23 protein-coding genes are annotated in these 22,550 nt (G+C 36.9%); 3 read left to right on the top strand and 20 right to left on the bottom strand.

What is annotated here, in order from left to right:
• From E0946_RS03395 to tpiA, 14 genes are all read right to left on the bottom strand, one after another.
• Positions 1–758: SIMPL domain-containing protein (locus E0946_RS03395; protein WP_133201063.1), on the bottom strand; the 758-nt coding region annotated here is incomplete at its 3' end.
• 20 nt (positions 759–778) lie between these two features.
• Entirely contained in the window at positions 779–1,234 is a 456-nt protein-coding gene (tsaE, locus tag E0946_RS03390) for a tRNA (adenosine(37)-N6)-threonylcarbamoyltransferase complex ATPase subunit type 1 TsaE (RefSeq protein ID WP_133201062.1), read from the bottom strand.
• 152 nt (positions 1,235–1,386) lie between these two features.
• Positions 1,387–2,961, bottom strand: coding sequence for a T9SS response regulator signal transducer PorX (gene porX, locus E0946_RS03385; RefSeq protein WP_243713736.1), 1,575 nt, complete (start codon positions 2,959–2,961; stop codon positions 1,387–1,389).
• Positions 2,958–3,581, bottom strand: a complete 624-nt coding sequence (locus tag E0946_RS03380; RefSeq protein ID WP_133201061.1) for a hypothetical protein — start codon at positions 3,579–3,581, stop codon at positions 2,958–2,960. The genes porX and E0946_RS03380 overlap by 4 nt, the downstream gene beginning before the upstream one ends.
• 2 nt (positions 3,582–3,583) lie before the next feature.
• On the bottom strand, positions 3,584–4,426 hold the full coding sequence (panB, locus tag E0946_RS03375; RefSeq protein ID WP_133201060.1) for a 3-methyl-2-oxobutanoate hydroxymethyltransferase: 843 nt from the start codon (positions 4,424–4,426) through the stop codon (positions 3,584–3,586).
• Between the two features lie 42 nt (positions 4,427–4,468).
• On the bottom strand, positions 4,469–4,942 hold the full coding sequence (locus E0946_RS03370) for a toxin-antitoxin system YwqK family antitoxin (protein WP_133201059.1): 474 nt from the start codon (positions 4,940–4,942) through the stop codon (positions 4,469–4,471).
• A gap of 191 nt (positions 4,943–5,133) precedes the next feature.
• Positions 5,134–5,730: a molybdopterin-dependent oxidoreductase gene (locus E0946_RS03365; protein WP_133201058.1), complete on the bottom strand. Its 597-nt coding sequence runs from the start codon at positions 5,728–5,730 to the stop codon at positions 5,134–5,136.
• A gap of 18 nt (positions 5,731–5,748) precedes the next feature.
• Positions 5,749–7,272, bottom strand: a complete 1,524-nt coding sequence (locus E0946_RS03360) for an NAD(P)H-hydrate dehydratase (protein ID WP_133201057.1) — start codon at positions 7,270–7,272, stop codon at positions 5,749–5,751.
• A complete protein-coding gene (locus tag E0946_RS03355) occupies positions 7,269–8,828 on the bottom strand; it encodes a sensor histidine kinase (protein ID WP_133201056.1) in 1,560 nt (519 codons plus the stop codon). Before E0946_RS03355 ends, E0946_RS03360 begins: the two co-directional genes overlap by 4 nt.
• Positions 8,770–9,540 carry a nucleoside triphosphate pyrophosphohydrolase gene (mazG, locus tag E0946_RS03350; RefSeq protein WP_133201055.1) on the bottom strand — a complete coding sequence of 257 codons (771 nt, stop codon included), beginning with the start codon at positions 9,538–9,540 and terminating at the stop codon, positions 8,770–8,772. Before mazG ends, E0946_RS03355 begins: the two co-directional genes overlap by 59 nt.
• A complete protein-coding gene (locus E0946_RS03345) occupies positions 9,537–10,811 on the bottom strand; it encodes an O-antigen ligase family protein (RefSeq protein ID WP_165942066.1) in 1,275 nt (424 codons plus the stop codon). Before E0946_RS03345 ends, mazG begins: the two co-directional genes overlap by 4 nt.
• A 15-nt stretch (positions 10,812–10,826) precedes the next feature.
• Positions 10,827–11,990, bottom strand: coding sequence for a GumC family protein (locus E0946_RS03340; protein ID WP_133201053.1), 1,164 nt, complete (start codon positions 11,988–11,990; stop codon positions 10,827–10,829).
• A 54-nt stretch (positions 11,991–12,044) separates the two neighbouring features.
• Positions 12,045–13,325 carry a serine--tRNA ligase gene (serS, locus tag E0946_RS03335; RefSeq protein ID WP_133201052.1) on the bottom strand — a complete coding sequence of 427 codons (1,281 nt, stop codon included), beginning with the start codon at positions 13,323–13,325 and terminating at the stop codon, positions 12,045–12,047.
• The gene (tpiA, locus tag E0946_RS03330) at positions 13,326–14,111 is read right to left on the bottom strand and encodes a triose-phosphate isomerase (protein ID WP_133201051.1); all 786 of its coding nucleotides are present in this window, start codon (positions 14,109–14,111) and stop codon (positions 13,326–13,328) included.
• Between the two features lie 372 nt (positions 14,112–14,483).
• Here tpiA and ppnP point away from each other — a divergent pair, with 372 nt between their 5' ends.
• A complete protein-coding gene (ppnP, locus tag E0946_RS03325; protein ID WP_133201050.1) occupies positions 14,484–14,765 on the top strand; it encodes a pyrimidine/purine nucleoside phosphorylase in 282 nt (93 codons plus the stop codon).
• Between the two features lie 59 nt (positions 14,766–14,824).
• On the opposite strand, the gene E0946_RS03320 is transcribed toward ppnP, so the two are convergent.
• From E0946_RS03320 to rpmH, 6 genes are read right to left on the bottom strand one after another with little or no spacing between them, the layout of a single operon-like run.
• A complete protein-coding gene (locus E0946_RS03320) occupies positions 14,825–15,631 on the bottom strand; it encodes an MBL fold metallo-hydrolase (protein ID WP_133201049.1) in 807 nt (268 codons plus the stop codon).
• A gap of 7 nt (positions 15,632–15,638) precedes the next feature.
• Positions 15,639–16,340, bottom strand: coding sequence for a R3H domain-containing nucleic acid-binding protein (locus E0946_RS03315; protein ID WP_133201048.1), 702 nt, complete (start codon positions 16,338–16,340; stop codon positions 15,639–15,641).
• Positions 16,337–17,980: a membrane protein insertase YidC gene (gene yidC / locus E0946_RS03310; protein ID WP_133201047.1), complete on the bottom strand. Its 1,644-nt coding sequence runs from the start codon at positions 17,978–17,980 to the stop codon at positions 16,337–16,339. The genes E0946_RS03315 and yidC overlap by 4 nt, the downstream gene beginning before the upstream one ends.
• Positions 17,981–17,989: 9 nt before the next feature.
• On the bottom strand, positions 17,990–18,265 hold the full coding sequence (yidD, locus tag E0946_RS07445; RefSeq protein WP_133201046.1) for a membrane protein insertion efficiency factor YidD: 276 nt from the start codon (positions 18,263–18,265) through the stop codon (positions 17,990–17,992).
• Positions 18,226–18,543, bottom strand: coding sequence for a ribonuclease P protein component (gene rnpA, locus E0946_RS03300; protein WP_133201045.1), 318 nt, complete (start codon positions 18,541–18,543; stop codon positions 18,226–18,228). The genes yidD and rnpA overlap by 40 nt, the downstream gene beginning before the upstream one ends.
• Positions 18,544–18,546: 3 nt before the next feature.
• Positions 18,547–18,681, bottom strand: a complete 135-nt coding sequence (gene rpmH, locus E0946_RS03295; protein ID WP_133201044.1) for a 50S ribosomal protein L34 — start codon at positions 18,679–18,681, stop codon at positions 18,547–18,549.
• A 321-nt stretch (positions 18,682–19,002) separates the two neighbouring features.
• On the opposite strand from rpmH, the gene lepA reads away from it, so the two are divergent.
• Positions 19,003–20,799 carry a translation elongation factor 4 gene (gene lepA / locus E0946_RS03290; protein WP_133201043.1) on the top strand — a complete coding sequence of 599 codons (1,797 nt, stop codon included), beginning with the start codon at positions 19,003–19,005 and terminating at the stop codon, positions 20,797–20,799.
• 10 nt (positions 20,800–20,809) lie between these two features.
• Complete coding sequence (locus E0946_RS03285; RefSeq protein ID WP_133201042.1) at positions 20,810–22,468, top strand: POTRA domain-containing protein; 1,659 nt, start codon at positions 20,810–20,812, stop codon at positions 22,466–22,468.
• Positions 22,469–22,550 lie beyond the last annotated feature (82 nt).

Raw genomic sequence — 22,550 nt, 5'->3', positions numbered from 1 at the left:
GTGACCGTTACAGATATACTTTTAGTACGAGTATTAGTCCTGTAAAAACCGTAGTCAGAAACTTCTGTAGAATAAGGTTCCGTAATCTGGAAAACTCCTGTTCGTGCATAAATAAGTTTTCCCAGATGAGTTTTAGAGGCGGAGCTAATTTCTTTAGCACGAGCATAAGCATCTTCAGTAGCGGCACCAATCATTTCTTTTTTTAAATCAGGGAGTTTTGAATAGAGGTAATCCAGATTAGATTGCATTAATATGATAGAACGCTGAGCAAAGAATTGAGGGTCCAGAGCGATAGATTCTACCGTTGGAATATCTTTACTAAGGATATAAAGAGTTTGATTAACATTATATCCAGTAATATTTCCGCTGTTATCATAAACGGGAGAACTTGTAGGAGGTTGGATATCAATATCTTTTTCAGCGATACCTTTTGCAAGCAGTAAATTTTTGAATTCGTTCACATCCTTATTGAGTGTGGTATATGCATTCATCAGTCCTCCCAAATCGGAGTTCTTTTGCATAGCCAGAGTCCATTTAACCATATCACTTTCAAAGGTCTTGCTGGCGTAACCCACAACATGTAGAGAAGACGATTGTCTGCTTTGCTGGAAGAAATAACCGAAAACTGCCATACCTAAGATAAAGCAGACACCAGCAATAATCCATCCTCTTTGAGGGGATTTATGCTTTCCTGCGATTTCCCATATAATCATTAAAACGACTACTATCAGTGCTAACCATAAGGGGTTAAAGCTCATTTTATCCTCCTGAGCATAATTTATTTAATAAAATAGGGAGCAAATTTACCTCTCGCATCTATATCCACAGTCCGTTTCTTTCCATCAAAAGAGAAGTATAAGTTCAGATTTTGAATGCTTTCAGGCAGAAGTTTATTTGCCAGTTCGGGCCATTCTATGAGAGTGATACCATTATCCATTAAATCAATAACTCCTAACTCCCAGAATTCCTGTTCATTTTTCAAGCGAAAGAGGTCCAGATGATATAATGGATATTTTGTACCTTGATATTGATTAAATAAAATAAAAGAAGGGCTGGTAACGAAATCAGGAACTCCTAAAGCTTTTGCCAGTGCGGCAGCAAAGAAAGTTTTACCTGAGCCCAGATTACCATAAAGGCAGATTAAATCTCCCGCTTGTAGGATAGGCACAAGAAATTCTGCTAATTTAACAGTATCTTGCTTGCTTTTTAGTTTCAGATTAGCGGGTAGTGGCATAGATTCATAACCTTATTTCTGACAGAGCGTTTATAAAAGAAAAAGTCCCAAAAGCTGCAAGCACAATTATCGTTGCTTCTTACATCTTTTGGGACGATATGCACATTGCACAATCCTAAAATCCATTAATAGAATTTTACTGCTTATGTCAATTAAATTTTAAGATGTTTTGGACGGCAGGTAGCTATGGGTAATATCATTTCTTCCATAGAGACTCCACCGTGCTGGAAAGTGCCATTATACTGTTTTTGATATTGATGATAGGCATTAGGATAGACGAAATAGTAATCATCCCGTGCAAAGATATAGTTATCCACAATGCTTTTACTTGGAAGTCCAAATTCGGAAGGCTTTTTCACAAAGATAGCATGTCGTTCATTGGCATTAAGATTTTTTCCTTCTTTATAACGAACTGTAACCGAGGTGTCTCTATCACCAATAACCTGAGTAGCTCGGTTCACTTTTATTGAGCCATGATCAGTGGTAATAATACAGATAGCATTCTGTTTGGCAATAAGTTTAAGAGCTTCATAAAGAGAAGAATGCAAGAACCAATGTTTAGTAAAGGCACGGAGACCTTCTTCATTGGGAATAGTTTCTTGTAATATCTGGTCACGAGAACGATGATGTGCTAAAAGGTCCAGAAAGTTATATACCAGCACAATCAGGTTTTCTTTATTCCAGGTTTCTATTTTGCGTAGGACGAAATTACCTTCTTCCATATTGAAGATTTTCACATACTTAGAAGTTGGGTTCAGATTATAACCCAGTTCTGCAATATGTTCATCCAAAAGCTGATGTTCGTTTCTATTACGAGAATTATCCATTTCTTCAGTAGTATTCCAATATTCAGGGAAATGTTTGGCTATATCAATAGGTAACATTCCACTGAAGATAGCATTGCGGCTATAGGGAGTTGCAGTAGGAAGTATAGAGTAATAGAGGTCCATTTCTTCATCAAAGAGTTCCTGAATATATGGTTGGATAGCCAGATACTGGTCTAAACGCATACAATCTATAATAATGAAATATACAGGAATCTGGAGCTCAAAATGAGGTGCAATGTATTGAGAAATAACATCAAAAGACATATTTGGTCTGTCATCAGAGCGGAGCCAGTTACGATAGTTTCGTTCTATATAAGTGGTAAATTCGGTATTGCAATTGCGTTTTTCCAGGAAATGGGTTTGACGCAAGCCATCATCATTGATACAATCTATCTGGATTTCCCATTGGGACATTTCTTTATAGATATTAGCCCATTCATTCCAATCAGGGGTGTTAAAAAGACGCTGATTGAGTTGTGCAATAAAACGTGTGTATTGTTCTCCGATTTGATTAGCGCGGATTTCATCAGCCTGAAATATCTTTTTAATTGCCATAATAATTTGATTAGGATTAATAGGTTTGATAAGGTAATCAGCGATTTGAGAGGCAATTGCCTTATCCATCAGCCCTTCTTCTTCACTTTTTGTGACCATAATAATAGGAATAGAAGGATTGATACGTTTGATTTCCTGTAGGGTGGTCAAACCATCTAAGCCTGGCATCATTTCATCCAGAATCACCATATCATATTTATTTTCCAGCACCTTTTCAATAGCATCATTGCCATTGTTACAGGTATCAACATCGTAGTTTCGTTCTTCTAAAAAGAAGACGAAAGATTTTAGAAGGTCTATTTCATCATCAACCCAGAGGATTTTCATTTGTTTTTTGTGTTTCAAGGGGATTCCTCCTTTTTTAATTCAGATTCAAACTGGCGTTCTCTTTTCTGGACCACTTTTTTTATTTGTTCTGGGTCCATATCTTGAAAGTAAAGTGCCAGTTTATAGTCCAGCTCATTACGAGAGCAGTTAAAAATATTGGTCATTCTTTCCAGATACTGGTTAACAAAGATCTTTTTTTGGTCAATTTGCTCCTCTTTTTCACTTAATTTAAGTTCGTGGATATATTTACGGAGTTCGTTGGTAGGTGTTTCTTGTGCTATTCCCAGCCATTCATCTTTCACCTCCCAATCTCCCTTATTAACCATAGGATAAATCATTTGTAAGCGGTCAAAGCCTATTTCTTTGACTGTGGTGTCGTCCACATCCATCTCATCAATAAAGAGGTCAAAGATTTTGACCAATTTTCCTGCCAAGGAACCGCTAAGATTATACTCTGCTTCAACAAAATCTTTAAAATTATCATAACCTTTTTTACGGAACAATTTACTGCGTTTAATCTCTGAAAGCAGCTGTCCTAAGCTAATAAAATTATCTTCCAAATTATTTTTGAGATTAGCTATAGCCGCAAACTTCTCATCAGCGGTCATAGTCTCAACTTGTTTATTTTGGTTATTCATTGTTAGTTATCCTTTTTTTCTTCATTTATCGGGAAATAAACATTATCTTCCTCTGGGAAAATTCCTTCACGCACCTCGGAACAGTAATGGTTTAAAGCATCAACTATAACTTTATCCAGCGAAGCATAGGTTTTCACATATTTGGGTATTAAATCTGAAAATCCGAGTAAATCATTGTTAACCAACACTTGACCATCTACATATCTGCCTGCTCCTATGCCAATAACAGGGATTTGTAAGTTTTTTGCTACTTCTTTTCCCAAGGCTTCTGGAACTCCTTCTAAAACAAGCATAAAAACACCCGTTTCTTCTAAAGCCACTGCCTGTTTTATCAGCCGTTCATAAGCTTGCGGAGTTTTACCTTGCACTTTATAACCACCAAATATATGAATACTCTGTGGTGTCAAGCCAATATGTGCACAAACGGGAATTTGGCAATCCAGGATAGCAGAGATAGCTTCAAGTCTTGATTCGGAGCCACCTTCCAGTTTAACTGCATTAGCACCACCTTCTACCATCAATCTGGCGGCATTTATTTTAGTCTGTTCCAGATTAAGGTGATAACTCATATAAGGCATATCACCTATGATGAAAGAATTTGGAGCTCCTCTACGAACTGCAGCAGTGTGACGAACCATATCATCCATAGTTACGGGTAGCGTGTTTTCATAGCCTAAAACTACCATTCCCAGACTATCACCAACCAGGATTAGGTCTATATCACTGTTTTGCACGCATCTTGCCATTGCGTAATCATAGGCAGTAATCATACAGATTTTCTTACCTTCAGATTTCATCTTTTTGAAGGTGGAAGGAGTATAGTTTTTACTTTTTATTTCATCCATTGTATATAAATCCTTTCTATTTAAACCTGAAGAATTGGAGCCTTAATCTCTTTCATTAAGGCCATCTGCATCTCCTTCATATTCTGGTAATTCTTGCGTCTGCCTTCTGTCATCATCGTCTTGGTAATGGCCAACATATTTTCCCTGATTATAAGCCATACTATATAGGATAGATCCATTGCTATACCAGCCTATAAACCATCCATGAAGTTTACCCTGATGATAATTAGTGCTCAATTGAGGAGCACCATTAGGATACCATATATACATAGGACCATGCTGAATTCCTTTATTGAAACTTACTACTCGGGCAAGGTTCCCATTCTTATATAGGTCATAAGCTATTCCACTGAAAGGTATCCCATCTTTTAGATACAGACTGTCTTTTATAGTCAATTCTTTGAAAGGCACGGCATTATCGGGTAGCACATAATTTTTTAGTAGGTCATATTCTTCACGAATATCTTGAGAAAAGAGTAAACAGCAGAAACTACAGAGGAATAATATAAGGAGCATCCTGATAAAAGCTCCTTTCAATTTTGTTGAAAGATAATATTTTCTTTTAATTTTCATATCCTTATTGATACCATAGCAATTTTAACTTCTTAGAAGTCAAGAATGATTATCTATATATAAGTTAAAGCAATTTCAGGGTATGGCAATAGATGCGAATAATCTTCTTGATTTCCTGGTAAACCTCTCTGTAGCTAAAATATCACTTCTCCCGGTCCCTGAATATATTTAATTTCACCATCTGCATTCAAATCCCTACAGGGACCAGGTTCAATTTCACCACTATCAGAATAACCCCGATTTTCCCAAAAACCAGGGATATAATATTCCATTAGCTCTATTTTAACCACTGATTTGGCTGATTTATAACCCCAAAGATAAGGGACAAATACTCTTACAGGTCCACCATAATCCTCACTCAGGTATTCCTTATTAAAACTATGAGCTAATAAGGACTTCTCTTTTAGCGCTATATCTACTGGTATGGAAGTATCATATATTTCTCCTATAGACCAGAAACGTAGGTATTTGCAGGAGGGTAACATTTTTACTATATCTAAGATGGTAGAGAATGCAATTCCAGTCCAGAGTCCTTCAACCGACCAGCGAGTTACACTGGTTAATCTTCCCATTACTTCTTTTTGAGGTAGCTGGAGAAGTTGTTGCCAAGTAAATTGTTGGGGATTAACACATTTACCAGTAACACTGATGACCCATTTATCTCGTTCTAACGAACCGGGATGCCCTTCTGCCCAAAATATGGGAGTGTTCAATTCCTCAAGAGTTTTCAAGATAACATCCTTTTAAATTTATAAATCTTTAATAAACAGGTTATCAATAATATCAGAAGGGAGGATGGAGGCAGTAGCACGTTTTTTTGCCAGCTTTTCTGCAGTTGCACCCAATAAATAGGAAGCATTGATAGCTGCTTCAGAAATTGATAAACCTTGAGCCAGAAAAGAGGTAATAATTCCAGATAAGACATCCCCGCTTCCACCTGTTGCTAAACCGTCATTACCGCTGATATTAACCCAGATTTCTTCTCGGTTACAAAAGATGCTGAAATGACTTTTGAGCAGAACTTGCGCTTGATATTTATCCACGAAAGCTTTTAATTCTCGTAGACAATCTGCTTGTAAGTCGCTTTTTTCTATTTTCGCCAGACGAATAAATTCTCCCCAGTGTGGTGTGATTAGAACATTGGGCTTGGCTAAATAAGGGTATAAATCCGGATTTTCTGCCAGAAGATTCAAGCCATCAGCATCAATTACCAGAGGCAAGTCCACAAACTTAATAGTTATTTCCAGCAGTTTTCGGGCAAATTCATCTTTACCCAATCCAGGACCAATTAATACAGCAGTAGCATTGGAAAGGATATCCTGTAAAGCTCGTTCATCGGGCAAATTATCTTCAGGATTCTCCGGTATTGGTTGATTTAGAGCTTCAGTTAGTTTAACTGAGTAGATAGACATCAATCTCTTGCGATAAAGAACAAAAGCATAGCCGCATCCAGCTCTTAAGGCAGCTCTTGCAGCCATAATAGAAGCTCCAGTATAGCCTGATATTCCGCCAAAAATATAGACTTTTCCATAGTCATTTTTGTGATAGGTGGAGATACGGATAGGAGGGAAGAAATCCTTTTCAGTAAAGAGTCGCACATAATTATCATCATCTTCATAGAATAAGGCTGGGATGCCAATATCAACTATATACAGTTTTCCACAGATTTCTCTGCCTAAACCAATGATATGTCCTAACTTTAGATTGGCTATACATAAAGTGGCATCAACCCAGATTGCCATTTCAGTGTTGCCCGTATCTGCATTCAAGCCGGAAGGTATATCTAAGGCAACCTTGAATTCGGCAAAAGCACTGATATAAAAGAATAATTCCTTAAGCCAGGGTTCCAATTCACCTTTAAATCCGATTCCGAAGATGGCATCTACCACCATACTATGCATAGAGACCATTTCCTTCAGCCAACCAAGATGTTTTTCGGATTTAACTTTGTGCACTTTTATTCCCAGTGATTGGCATATAGCAAAATTTGTCTTTGTTTCAGAGCTAAGATTGCCCAGCTGGATATTCACCAGGGTTACTACATAACCATAATGATGTAGCCAGCGAGCAAGTACTGCTCCATCACCCCCATTATTTCCATTTCCGCAAAGAATAAGGATTCCATTTTCCATTTGAGCAGGAAATTCCCGGACTAATAAATCTGCACAACCTTTACCTGCAGTTTCCATAAGTATTCTTGAAGATAGATTGCACTCTTTAATGGTTCTTCTATCCAATTCTCTCATTTGTTCGGTAGAGAGTAAATATTTCATTTTTTCTCCTCCTCCTGTTCGGGGATATTTAATCTGATTTCTATAGTTGTTCCTTCATTGATAGTGCTGGTAAGCACTTTAATCACTCCTTGATGATATTCTTCAATGATACGTTTTGCCAAACTTAATCCCAGACCCCAGCCGCGAGTTTTAGTAGTTATCCCTGGTTCAAAGATTTTTTTCCATTGAGAGTGTGGGATTCCCTTTCCTTCATCCCGGATATGAATATATACATATTTATTATTATGTGTTGCGGTGATAAATATATTTCCACCTTTATATGACATTGCGTCAATACAATTTTTTATCAGGTTTTCCATAGCCCAGGTAAAAAGTTCGGTATCCAGCATCACCTTTATTCCCTGGATTTTGGATATCAGATGAATATCCATTTTTGAACCCAGATGTGGAAGACGTTCCTTAAAATAAGAAACGGTTTGTTGCAAGACGGTATGTAATTCTGTCGGGACCAGTTTGGTTTGAGAACCTACCTTCCCGAAACGAGAGGCGATATTTTTTAACTGATTTAAATCCGTAGTCATATAATCCACCATCTTACTCAATTCTGGACCGGAAATTCCTTCTTCTGGAGCTTCTCTTAACAAGTCTATCCATCCCATAAGAGAAGTTATCGGAGTTCCAAATTGATGAGCTGTTTCTTTGGCTAAGCCAATCCACAGAGTATCTTTTTCGGTTCTATTTACGAGGAATAATCCATAGCTACTAAAACCTACTAATAATAAAGCCAGAGCCAGTTCCAGAAAGACAAGATATCTAATTCTGGGTAGATATTTAGGAGTGGAGAAATAGATATAACCTAATTGGTCGGAAGTATCACCCAAATAAACTTCATACATATCATTCATAGTTTTATGCAGTTGTGATTTTTCCTCCGGTGTTATCTCATCCCAGCTTTTATCCTCGGGAATTTCAACATTTCGCCAGTAGAGTGGTCTTTTATCCCTGTCGGTCACTACCACAGAATAATCAATGTTCTTAATAAATTCTTGTAAAGATAGAGGACGAGCAATATAGACATAATTAACTACTCGGTTGCCTGATTTAATTTCTATACGGTCCATAGATTTCATCTTATCTCGCAAAATTTGTCTGGACTGCTCAGAGAGACTATCGTAGGTGCTATCTGGTGAAACTCCTACTTGATTCCAGAGTTGTGGCACTGAATCTATATCGGTAATGATGACAGGAATAGGATTTTTTTGAGGGAATTCAAATAGCATATAATTACTGATAGCTTCCTGAAAATCTTCTCTATTCAAAGCATCAAAGGTCTTGGAAGTTATTTCTGCCAGCATTAAGGCATATTTTTCTGATTGGCGCAAGTAGTTATTGGTATAGGCTATATATTTAGCAAAGATACGAGGTACATATTCTTGCTCTCTTTTAGCATTACGAATTAGAACCTGACTATAGATGGCAATAACAACAAAGAGAACGAGAGTGCTAAAGATTAAATATAATCTTAGATACTGGAAATTATTCCTCTTTCTTGGAGAGTTCCCAGAAAGAGTTGAGTTCTTCGAGCGATGCTTCATTGATATTTTCTCCGTTTTGACGATATTGCTCTTCTATATACTGGAATCGTTTAGAGAACTTCCTTGCTGTTTCTTTTAAGGCACTTTCTGCATCAAGATGCAATTTACGGGCAAGATTCACTATGGTAAAGAGTAAATCTCCCACTTCTTCTTTAATACGTGTCTGGTCTTCAGTCTCTAAAGCAGATTTTAGTTCTTTGGTTTCTTCGTCAATCTTTTCCAGAATAGGTGGTACATCATCCCAATCAAAACCAACCGATGCAGCTTTTTCCTGCATTCTTTGAGCATATATTAAAGCAGGTAAGGCTCGTGGTATGCCTTCCAGAACACTTTTCCGTTCCTGCTTTTCTGCTTTCTTTAGTCGTTCCCAATTTTTCTTCACGGTATCAGCATCTTTTAGTTCCAGTTCACCAAAGACATGAGGATGACGACGCACCAGTTTGTCATTTATATGATTTAAGACATCTATAATATTAAATGCTCCTGATTCCGAAGCAAGTTGTGCCTGCATAACAATGTGCAATAAGAGGTCTCCCAATTCTTCCATTAAGGCGACATTATCTCCATCTTCTATGGCTTCTACAACTTCATACAATTCTTCAACCATATTTGGGATTAAGCTTTGTGGCGTTTGTTTAATATCCCAGGGACAACCTGAAACGGGATCTCTAAGTTGAGCAATAATATCCACAAATTTTTGGAACTCTTTCATTGTAGTTCACCTTGCGTTTTATTTTTGGCTAATCTATACATAAAAGCTAAGGTTATCCAGAACAGCATACTAACTGAAAACTGCTGGATAAATATATCGGTTAAACAAGCAAATAGTAATGCTAAAACTCCGATGAAAATTATAGTACTGAAATAATCTTTTTGTCTTTTAACTAAATGCAGGTAGTATTTTCTGACGGTGGCACCGATGATATAAAAATAGCTTAAGAAGCCGAATATTCCAAGCTCTACCCAAATCTTGAGAAAGATATTATGAGGATGTTCAGCATATAGAAAATCAAGAGGAATAATTGCAGCATACCAATGTCTCCAGACATCAATTCCCATACCAAACCAGGGTGCCAATTTAATCTGTCTTATAGCATAAAACCAGGCTATCACTCTGATAACAATAGAATAATCAAAAGTTAAGCCCAATTTTATTCTTGAAACCATAGAAGAGGGAATAATTAAAGGAATGAGCAAAAGCACAAGCATTCCTATATATCGCAGTTTTTTAACCATTATAATAATAAGTATAAGACCAAATAATACGGCTAAAAGTGCCATACGAGTGTAGGTATATAACATACCCAAAAGGATAATGATTGCTCCAATAAACCAGAAATATTTATTATTACTATTTTCTGCTTCCATGCCTAAGGCAATAGAGAAGAAAAAGGCTAAAGTGTAGTATCCATTAATGGTCATTGCAGTTATCCACAAAGAACCCAGACGCTGTTCTGGATGGGCTAATGCCATAAACACACCAATTATACTAAGAAATATTCCTATTATTACAATAGATTTTATCCAGAGTATAAAATCTTCTTTTTGAAGTTTGGTATTGCCTAATAAAATGAAAAGTATTAAAGGAACTATAGCAGTAGCAGCAAAATATTGGGTGGAATAATAAAATTCCCGTGCTCTTATCAATCCGTAGCAAGAAGTTAATAAAAGGACAATCAAGGCTACCGGATAGGGTATAACTAAAGGATGGGAACGCTGATATTCAAAGACAAATGTAATTAACAGGATAAACAATACGCAATAGAAACTGGTTGGTATAGGTTTTATAAAGAAAAGCGAGCAGAAGATTAGGCTATTTCTTACACTGATCCCAAAAATTAGAGAGAAAACTGCCCAAGCCAGAAAGACAACGCCAATAAAACCTATTTGGACTATCTGCAGTGTCTGGAGAAAATTTGCTACTGCCAGAACAGCTAAAGCGGCAAGGAGATAAATAGATTTCTCAGCCACTAACTTTAGCATATTCATTACACCCACTTATAATTCTTTTTTAATCTCCTGCCAGCGTTCTTTATTCAGTTCCAGAGCGTTTTTTATCAGAACTATGATGATAGACACCACAACAGCCAGCGCAAAAGCAATGATACACATTACTGCTCTTTTTGGTCTAACTCTTAACCCTGCTTCTCTTGGTGTATCCAGTATATCCAGAGTTGGTAGGTCTTTCAATTCTTCCAGTTTAGCTGCTTCATATTGCGGATAGAGAAATTCATATACTTTGGATTTGATTTCCAGGTTCATTTTCAATTGAGCATATTGAGTTGCCAGATCAGGAAGAGAGCCAATATCAATCAGATATCTTGGTTTTAGAGGTTCTTTTCCTGCTTCCAATTGCTTTATCTGTTTTGCCAAAGCCTCACTTCGGTCTTTTAGTTCCAAAACAATAGGAGAATTTTCAGCATAGTTCTTTCTTGCCAGTTCCAGTTCTATATCAGTACTCATTTTGGTAGCTATAATATCAGAATAGGATTTAATTAAAGAGGAAGTTTGAGCTTCAATATCAACAGCATTATGCCTCTGCTGAAAGTCCTTTAATGCCAGCAGGAGGGAATCAATTTCGGCGCGAGTTTCATTAACTCTTGCTTCCAAGAACTCACGATTCATTTTGCCACGGGTAATTTTTTCTTCTCTATTATAGATATCCAGTTGTTGCAGATAATAATTTACTATATCACGGGAGAGTTTCTTATCCTTCGTATCAGCGCTAACAGTCACCAAACCAGTTTCTGGGTCACTACCTATTTTCATAGTCTTAGTATGCAGCATCTTCAGAGCACTATCCATAGCTTTAAGTGAATCCTTGGTGGTTATTTTGTAATAATCTATAAGATTGAAATGGCGAATCACCTTTTCCGAAAATTGTCGGGAGTTCATAGCTATTACGGCATTTATCGCATTTTGCGAATTTGTTGTTCCCATAAGACCAGCAGTTAGACCACTCAAACCTTCTATGTTGAAAGGAAAAGAGGAGGTCTGGTCTCCTATAACATAGAAAGTAGCAGTTGACCTCCAGATTTGAGGTGTGACCAAACTGTAAATAACTGCAGCTACACTAACCACTGCAACAAATATAATAATGAATTTTCGGTTGCGGATAATCAACCTTATTAGTTCAAAGAAGTCAAATTCCCGTTTTTCCATAATCTCTTAGCCTCGTAAGCTTTGGTTTTCATTTAATCTATTTCCGCCCATATATTACCATCTTTTACTTGATTCAGTAATCTCAGGCACATTATATTCTTTTAAAACCTCTGGAGCATTGATAGTTCCTTCTTTCGTTTGATAGGTTTCCCACAATGCTATCATTAAACGAGGTGTGGCTACTCCGGAACCATTGAGAGTATGAAGGTAGCCAAGTTTACCTTGTGTGTCCTTATAGCGTATATTAGCTCTACGAGCCTGGAAATCCTCAAAATTGCTAATTGACGATACTTCCAAATATTTTCCCAGACCTGGAGCCCAGACTTCTATATCGTAAGTTTTGGCTGAAGCAAAACTCAAATCACCGGTACATAGTTCTACCACTCTATAATGAAGATTCAAAGCTTGCAAAATTTCTTCTGCGTCTTCTCTAATCTCTTCTAAAGCTTGATAGGAAGTAGAAGGTTCTACGAAATGAACTAACTCTACTTTATTGAATTGATGTAAGCGTTGTAAGCCTTTGGTTTCTTTACCATAAGAGCCAGCTTCACGACGGAAACAAGGAGTGTAGGATACGAATTTTATGGGAAGTCTATCTTGTGGCAATATCTCATCGGCAAAAAAATTAGTAACGGGAACTTCTGCAGTAGGGATGAGGAAAAGGTCATCTGCTTCAATTCGGTACATATCATCTTCCAGTTTAGGCAATTGTCCTGTTCCCGTCATAGTTTTACGTGTAACCAGCACTGGAACTGCCAGTTCAGTGTAATTATGTTTCTGTATATGGAAGTTTAACATAAAATTAATCAATGCTCTTTCCCAAATTGCGCCTATTCCTGTATAAACAGGGAATCCGGAACCGCTGATTTTTGCTCCTCGGGGAAGGTCCAGAAGCCTATTTTTCTCAGCCAATTCTAAATGGTCTAAAGGTGTAAAAGTGAAGTTTGGCTTTTCACCCCACAACTTTATGACCCGATTGGCAGATTCATCTTTTCCAATGGGAACATCTGGATGAGGGATATTTGGTATGGTTAACAGCAAATTTTCTAACTGAGTATTGGTTTCAGTAAGTTGAGCGTTTAAAGCTCTGATTTGCTCTGCCACTTCACTCATTTCTGACAGGAGTTCACTAACATCTTCACCGTTTCTCTTTTTCAATACTATAATCTGGGAAACCTGATGTTGTTTACTTCTCAACTGGTCATATTCATATTGCAGTTTTCGTCTGTTCTCATCTAAGGCAAGAATAGCATCCAGATTAGCTTTTTCATTTTTATTAAGGATAGCATTTCGCACCTCTTGAGGATGAGTGCGAATATATTTCAAATCAATCATTTATTTGCTCCCACTATTAATCAAATCTACGGCAATATCTATCATTTTACAAAAATCCTCTATTTTCAAGGAGGCTCCACCAATCAGACCACCATCAATATCTGGTTCAGAGATAAGTCCGTAAATATTTTCTGGTTTGATACTGCCTCCATAGAGTATATGCACATTTTGAGCTATTTCTTCCGAATAATGTTCTTTCAACCAATTACGAATTAAAAGATGAGCTTCCTGAGCCTGATTAGCAGTAGCTGTAAGACCAGTTCCTATAGCCCATACGGGTTCATATGCGATAATCACATCTTTGCCTGTTTGCAATTCAATGCCCTCAAAACAGCCATTTAATTGCGATAAGATTACTTCTTGCGTTTTACCAGCTTGCCTTTGACTGAGAGTTTCACCCAGACAAACAATGGGTATCATACTCTGTTCTCTCAAGCGAAGTTGCTTATCACGCACCATAGCATCAGTTTCAGAATGATATTGTCTGCGTTCTGAATGTCCTACAATGCAATAATGTAATCCAAGAGAACTGAGTTGATTAGCAGAAACTTCGCCAGTATAGGCACCTTCAAGATGATAGCTCACATCTTGTGCTGCTACTTCCACGGGTAATCCATTTAGAATTTTTAAAGCTTTTTCTAAAAAAGGATAGGCTGGAGCTATGAGGGGTAACACTCTCATCTGTTTATGAGTTACCAGATATTGAGCAAGAGCATTACAAAAATCCTCCGTGCTTTGGGCATCCTTGTGCATTTTCCAATTTCCTGCAATGATTAACTGTCGCATTTGCCTCATTCCTATTATTTTTTCTTTAATAATAACCTTCCTTTGCAAAGTGTAGATGCGTCAAGAAAATTGTATGAGTCTACCAGTCAGGATAAAGAGTTGAAGTCATATTGCTTATATATAGATATTCTTCTTATGAATGCTGGATACAGATTGTTAGGTATATTCAATACCCATAAAACTTGCTATAGTTTCATCTTTTGCAGGCTAATCAGGTTATAGCATAAAAGAAGAATATTTATTTAACTATCTCTCAATCAAAGTAAATGGGACTTTCTTTGTTTGATTATTGTTTGAAAAATAGCTTTACAGAATAAGAGAATAATTTAAACGGTAGTTTAGGATTAAATAGTAAATAAAAAGGAGAATTAGATGCTGAAAGTATTTGAATATTTTGAAGGTAAAGTAAAGTCTATTGCTTTTGAAAATTCACAAGGTATGGCTACAGTGGGAGTAATGGATAAGGGTGAATTTGAATTTGTTACTTCTACAGTTGAATATATGATGGTAGTATCCGGTATTTTAACGGTACTCTTACCGGGTTCAAAAGATTGGAAAACTTATGGTAAGGGCGAATCATTTTTAGTTCCTGCAGACAAAAAATATAAAGTTAAGGTTTCAGAGCAGACTGCTTATTATTGTAGATATGAATAGATTGTCTTCCAAATAATACTAAACAAAAGCAAGGAGAGAGAGTATAATTTAAATCTCTTCTATTTACAATATTTTATTTCGGAGAAATTTACTTCCCAGCGTTGGGGGTCATGATTTAAAAGTAAGGTTCCCTTCTTTTCTTTTAAGCGAGAGTAAATATATAGTTTTGCTTTATAAGTTTCCGTGCGAGAAAGGTCGTAAGCAGAGGTTACCGCAAGAGAAATATGAAAGAAAGTAGGGATAATATCAGCTGGATATATATAAAATTCGGATGAAGTATCAATTTCTACAATCTGACTGCCAACAGTATGACCTCCAGTTTTAATCAAAGTTACACCTTCCGCTATATCCAGATTACCTTCAATCAGTTCATATTGGTTGCTTTGTTCCAGTAGATATAATTGATGTTCAAAATCATAGGAGGCTTTATTTAAGTCATCCGGATGTTTTGCCATTTCCCATTCAGATTTTTGAATCCAGTATTTTGCTCGGGGGAAAGTTAGTCTTTCCTTATCTCCAAAGTTAGTGATAACTCCACCACAATGGTCAAAATGAAGATGAGTTAGAATCACATCAGTAACATCTATATCTCGCACACCTAATTCGGCGAGAGAAACAGGTAGCATAAAAGGAGAAGGATTATAGATAGAAATTTGCTTCTCCGAAAGACGATTCCCTAAGCCAGTATCCACCAGAATGACTCGTTCTGGTAAACAAATAAGTAATAGGTTTAGTGCCAGCATTCTTCTATGTAGTTCATCTGTCTGGACTTCTTTGCCCCATATAGCACGCGGTAGAACACCAAAGCTGGCTCCACTATCTGTCCAGTATTTTCCAGCGTCAATACGATTGACGATTATATCCATAAAGCTTTTATCTCAAATTACTTTTTTTCGGGTTATGCTGACCTTGCTGTCGTTGTTGTCTACTATGAATAAGAGCCTCCGAAGCAGATTGATGAGCAGGAAATATAACCATCCTCTTTTTAGTCCCTTCACCGATAGTTAGAGTGCTCAAGTCTTTTTGTTTTTCTATATATTTGTGAATTATCCTTCGTTCTGATGCATTCAATGGTTCTAAGGTATAGGGTTTTCCTTCGGAACGCACTTTCTGGAAGATAGAAAGAAAAGGTCTTAGAAATTGGGCTTGTTGTCTTTGTCTGTAACCATCAACATCCAGATAAATGTGGTCAATTGCACTATTTTCCTCAAATACTTTATTCAGTAGATACTGCATTGCATCCAGCATCTTTCCGTTTTTTCCGATAAGTCTGCCTGATTCTTCTTCGCTAATGATTTCCAGATAGATGGATTTTCCTTCCTTATGGGTCTTAATTTCCTTATAAGAAATATCCATTTTGATGAGTAATTCTTTTAAAAAAGAAGCAACTCTTTCTTCTATATCAGGCAAGTAAAAACGCACCATAGCATTTTTTCTGGGAAGGAGTCCAAATAAACCAGAAGAAGGATTTTTTATGATTTCATATTTAAATTCCCAATCTTTCAGTCCATATTCTTTACGAAATTCAGCAATGAGTTCTTCTACTTTTGCACCACTTTTCTCAATGGTAATCATTTAAGTAATTCCTTCTTTTTCATATTTTTCTTCATATAATACATTTGAATCACACTGAGGATATTGAAGACTGTGTAATAGAGCACCAAACCAGAAGGTAGACTCCTAAATATGAAGAACATAATAATGGGCATTAACCAGGTCATCATTTTAGTGCTTCGTTGCATAGCCTTTTGTTGGTCATCCATTTTGTCTAAAGTTTCCTTGGAAGGTTGAGACATTAGACTTTGTAGAACCATAAACCCTGCCATAATAAGCGGAAGAATCAGGTAGGGATCAGGTTCAGAAAGATCGTTCAACCATCCGAAAAATCTGGCATTACGCATATCTATAGTATAGCGAAGCACATTGTAAAGAGCAATAAAGATGGGCATTTGCAGTAGTAAGGGAAAACAGCCAGAGAAAGGATTAGCACCTGCTTCTTTATACAGTTTGGAAAGTTCCTGCTGCATTCTCTGGGGGTCATTTTTATATTTCTTTTGTAATTCCTGCACTTGAGGTTGAATGCTTTGCATCTTCAGATTTGCCTTAGTGCTCTTATTGGTCAAAGGTTGAAGTATAATCTTGAGCAGGATACTAAAGATTATGATTACTATACCATAATTAGGAATAAAGCTATGAAGAAATTGGAGCAACCAGGCAATAGGATTGGAAAGCCAGCGCAGCCATCCTGGACCTCTTTCAGGAATCAATTCCATCTTGGTATCTGTATAGCTTTTCATAAGATTATAGTCTGCGGGACCAGCATAGATGAGAAAATGCTGTTCCCAATTCTGTGAGGGACTACGGTCAAAAGAATTGAGAACTATAGCTGGATTACCCGTAGTCGGTGAAACCTGGGCAAAATAATTGGAGGTTAAGGGATTTCCTGTCTCATTTATAGCTATGGTAAAATATTTGGTCCTTAAAGCTGCCCATTTAAATGCACTTACTGGACCTTGAGGTTGTTTCTTACGTACTTTGGAAAGACTATATTTCTGTAATTCGTTCTCATAAAAAAGAAGCAATTTGTAATCGGTATCTTTGAGATTGGATTTAATCTTTTCCGTATCTGCTATTCCATCTGAATAATCATATTCTATGCCATATACTGGGAAAGAACTACTAACCGCTACATCCATTAAAATACCGTATTTATCATCTAAGGTGTAAACCTTTTTGACCAGAGGATTAGCCTCATCTCCTAACCAGAACACAACACTGGAATCAAGCTGGGTATAATACCAGTTTAGGAGCTTTAAATCTTTATTCTGGTCTACATTTAATCCCAGAAGAGAAATTCCGGCTAATCTACCTTGTTCTGGAACTAAATCTACTGGAACAGGTTTATCTGCCCAGAGATATTTCTTTAAAGATACAGAGCTTATGCTTGCACCTAAACTACTAAACTTTACTGTGAAATTGTCATTTTCTAAAGTGAGAGTTTTTATGCTATCAGGATAAGAGGCAAGGCTATCCCATTTAGCAATAGTGGCAGGAACAGCCACAGGAGTGTTTATGGTATCGGGGACAGTTTTTGCCAGACTATCTTGAACTTGTTCACTTTCCGCAGGAGGTGTGGGAGGTTTAAAAACATAGACCTGTAAAATAGTGAACAGGATTAATACAATTAAAAGAGATATGAGAGTGCGTTTATCCATTAATACTCCTCAGGGTAGGGGATCGTAACCTCCTTTGCAAAAGGGATTACAGCGTATTAACCTCCAGATAGTTAGTCCTAAAGCTTTAAAAAAGTTATACTTATGGAAAGCTTGAAGACTATAACTACTGCAGGAAGGTTCAAAACGGCAAACCTTAGGCAAGAGGGGTGATATCATCTTTTGATAGATGTGTATTAGACCTATTATAACCAGATTAGGTAAACGGAGAATAGGGATTAATACTTCTAAGAAAGTCGTTGAGTTAGTTCGTTCAGTTCTTCGCATAATTGAGTCCAATTCAATTCACCTGCACCTGGAAGAGCAATAAGATTAAGTTTAAATCCTGATGGTAGTTCATTTTTGTGCTGGTGAAACCAGGCTTTAATTCTCCGTTTAAGTTTATTCCGAATATGGGCTTTTCCTATCTTTTTCCCAATCGTGATGCCAACTGCAAATTCAAATGGCGAAACAATAACCGGAACATTAAAATGAGAAGTTCGCAGAAAGAGGTCTGGATTGCGAAACTCCAAATATTCCTTATGCTTCGTTATTAACCGAAGCATAATTTACACACAAAGGGTCTTTCTCCCTTTAGCACGACGACGAGCAAGAACTTTACGACCATTTCGAGTTGCCATCCGGCTACGAAAACCATGAGTGCTCTTTCTGGAGCGATTTGAGGGCTGATAAGTCCTTTTCATTTATATAACTCCTTATGTATAAAACAATTTTACTTATTTTCCTTAATTTTAATCCGCTTTTAGATGTCAAGCATAAAAAGCAATTTCTAAGTATAATCAGGTTGTGAAAGTTTATAATAGCTATCTTATATCGTCTTACTTGGTTTATAAGTCTAAAAAAGGAATCTATCAATAAGAGAGATTTCATTAAATAATGCAGGAATATACATAGCTGGAATTTAACGGTTGTGTAAAAACATTGACAAAACTGATGATAGGATTTGTGGGGATAACATAAAAAGTTGGGTAAGGAAATAAATTTTAAGACTATAAAGGAAAAGAATGAAACAAGAATTTATCCGCAATTTCTGCATAATTGCGCATATTGACCATGGAAAATCTACTCTGGCAGACCGCTTTTTGGAATACACGCATTTAGTGAATAAAGTGGATGTAGACCAGGTGCTGGATAGTATGGACTTGGAAAGAGAAAAAGGGATAACTATCAAGAGTCATTGTGTTCGTATGATACACAGCTATAATAGTCAGGAATATGTGTTAAATTTAATAGATACACCCGGTCATGTAGATTTTTCTTATGAAGTTTCACGGGCACTGGCATCATGTGAAGGTGCCATACTTCTGGTGGATGCTTCTCAGGGTATAGAAGCGCAGACATTAAGCAATCTCTATTTGGCGTTGGATAATGATTTAGAAATTTTACCAGTGGTTAATAAGATAGATTTGCCCAAAGCTGATGTAGAAGGCACTATCCAAGACTTGTCTGACCTGTTAGGATGTTTACCAGAAGAGATTATGAAGGTAAGTGCAAAAAATGGAGAAGGGGTCAAAGATTTACTGGATGCTATCTGTGCAAAACTTCCTGCACCCCAGGGAAATATTGATGCTCCACCCAAAGCGCTGATATTTGATTCTTTCTTTGATATGTTTCGGGGGGTAGTGGTCTTAGTTCGTTTATTTGATGGAAGACTTAGGAAAGGAGAACGGATTAAGCTTTTTGCCACAGAGCATGAATATGATATAGAAGAAATTGGATATCTGGGTTTGAAATTGTCTCCCCAAGAGGAGTTAACTGCAGGAGAAGTGGGTTATATTATTGCCAATATCAAAGAAGTAGCAGATGCTCGGGTGGGAGATACTTTAACTCTGGCTAAAGGTGGTTGTGAAGAACCATTACCTGGTTTTAAAGAACCTAAACCGATGGTCTACTCCAGCATTTTTCCTATCAATAGCGAAGATTATGAAAATCTGGTAGAAGCAATGGCAAAGCTTAAATTAAATGATGCTTCCCTGGTTTATGAAAAAGAAAATTCTGCCGCACTTGGTTATGGGTTTCGCTGTGGTTTTTTAGGAATGTTACATCTGGAAATAGTCAAAGAACGTCTATTACGAGAGTATAATGTGCCTATTATTGCCACTACTCCAAGTGTTGGATTTCTAATTAAACTAAAAAATGGTCAAGAAGTCTTGATTAATAATCCCGCTGATTTTCCTGATCCGACTCTCATTGAAACTATTAAAGAACCCTATATGGAAACTGAAATCATAGTGCCTACTGAATATATTGGGAATGTTATGAAATTGGCTCAGGAACGACGAGGTATTCAAAAAGATATCCAATATCTGGATGAAAAGAGAGTTGCTCTGCATTATGAGATGCCTTTAATAGAGATAATCTTTGATTTTTATGATAAACTTAAGACGGTTAGTAGGGGTTATGCATCTCTGGATTATACTTTTCTGGAATATCGTCCTTCTGAGGTAGTTAAAGTGGATATCTTGATTAATGGAGAGAAGGTAGATGCAATGAGCTTTATCTGTCATAGAGATAAGGCACATAGCTGGGGAAAGAGTGTAACAGATACTCTGGCGGAAGTAATACCGCGTCATCTTTTCAAGATTGCACTTCAAGCAGCAATTGGTGGCACAATTATTGCCCGGAGCACTATTAATCCTTTGCGCAAGGATGTATTAGCAAAATGTTATGGTGGAGATGTGACCAGGAAGCGTAAACTGCTGGAAAAACAGAAAGAGGGGAAGAAGAAAATGAAAGAGATAGGCTCTGTTTCGGTTCCACAAGAAGCATTCCTGGCAGTTCTTAAAGCTGACAGAGATTAGTTTTTGGTTTATGAAAAAGTTCTTGCTTATCTTTCTCGCTTTAGGTGTATTTAGCTTTAATTGGGCTATTATGGTAGAGAAGATAAGCTTTCATACAAACTTCTCCATTGATGAAGATAAGCTGTTGCAGGCTTCAGGTTTGAAGATTGGCTCGGAATTTGTACCCGAAGAAATCAATAGTGCTACAATCTCTTTGCAAACCTGGCTGCAAAATCAAGGGCATCCATTTGTCCAGGTGTCCTATCCAGATTTGATACCACTTTCTGATACAGGTATGGAATTATCCTTTCACATAGAAGAAGTTATTCCAGCGGAGCATTGCTTGTTACACTTTTCTGGGTTAAGGTATTTTTCTGAAGCAAAATTACGAGATTTATTGCTTATTTCAGATAAAAAGGAAGTGAGTGTAAATGAGCTATCCCGATTGATGGAAAATATCTTAAGGGAATATCATCAGCGTGGCTTCCTTTTTGCGGTAGTGCAGTTGGATTCTTTAGTGTTAAATAACCATTTAGAAGCATACATCAGCATTCAAGAAGGAAAACCGTTTAAACCTGAAAATTATTTTATTCAGGGTAATAAATATACTAAAGATAAAACCTTAATAAAACTCTCGGGATTAAATGAGCTAAAAGTGATTACTCCTGAAGCAATTGAAACTGCCCAAAAAAATATCCTGTCCAAAAGTTATATCCAATCCTGTCATATAGAACCCCTTGATCCAGGTAGCATACTTATCAAAGTGGAAGAAGGAAAGATGACTTATCTGGAAGGGATAATGGGCTTAAATAATAGGAACGAAAAAACAGAACTGACGGGCTATCTAAACTTGAAATTTCTGAATCTCTGGGGAAGTGACCGTTCTATCGCTCTTAACTGGGGTCAAAATCCCAGTTCCAGCAATTTAGAATTCGCTTATCATGAATCTGGACCAATTAATATACCTTTATCAGGAGACCTTGCTCTTTCACGTATGGTGCAAGACTCCACCTGGATAAAATCATCTGTACAGACCGATATTTATTCCTACCATGCTAAGCAAAAGTATGGAATTGAATTAGCCTCGGAAGAGATATCTCCTGGTAGCAGAAGACCTATTTTAGTAGAAAAATCTTCCGCGAATAGCATTGGAGCTTTTTGGCAGTTAGATACCAGAAATCAAATATTTAATCCAACTCGGGGAATTGAGATAGGTATAAATTACACACTTAAATACCTAACTTCAGAAAGGCAATGGATAAACTCACTGGAAACATACTATAGTCAATATTTAAATATATCCAGACGTTTTAATGCCTCTATGGGGTTTCATCTATGCAGTTTGGATGATAGCACTTCTGCCGAATATCTATGGTATCCTATGGGTGGATTTAATTCTTTAAGAGGATATCAAGAAGATGAATTTATCAGCTGGCGTTTAGCTTGGTCCAATCTGGAAATACATTATTTAATAAATCCAGATGCTATGTTATACTGTTTTTTTGATTATGGGATATATGCAAGAACCCAAACTTCTATTAATGCAAAATTATTTGCTCCAGGATTGGGTTTGAGGGTTAGAACTCGTTTAGGAATTCTAAGGATGGAATATGGTTTAGGTTATAGAGAGGATGGATTTCCCTCACTTGCTTCTGGAATGGTTCATGCTGGCATAGAAACAAGTTTTTAGAAAAATCTTGACAAAATAAACTATATTTTATTGTGTGATATTAATAGGTCAGTATATAGAAGTGCTTAAGGACTGTGAGAAA

The sequence above is a fragment of the Candidatus Syntrophosphaera thermopropionivorans genome (assembly GCF_004353895.1).
GTDB classification, from domain to species: domain Bacteria; phylum Cloacimonadota; class Cloacimonadia; order Cloacimonadales; family Cloacimonadaceae; genus Syntrophosphaera; species Syntrophosphaera thermopropionivorans.
The sequence above is the reverse complement of the archived record's forward strand: the minus strand, read 5'-3'. Positions and strand labels throughout refer to the sequence as shown.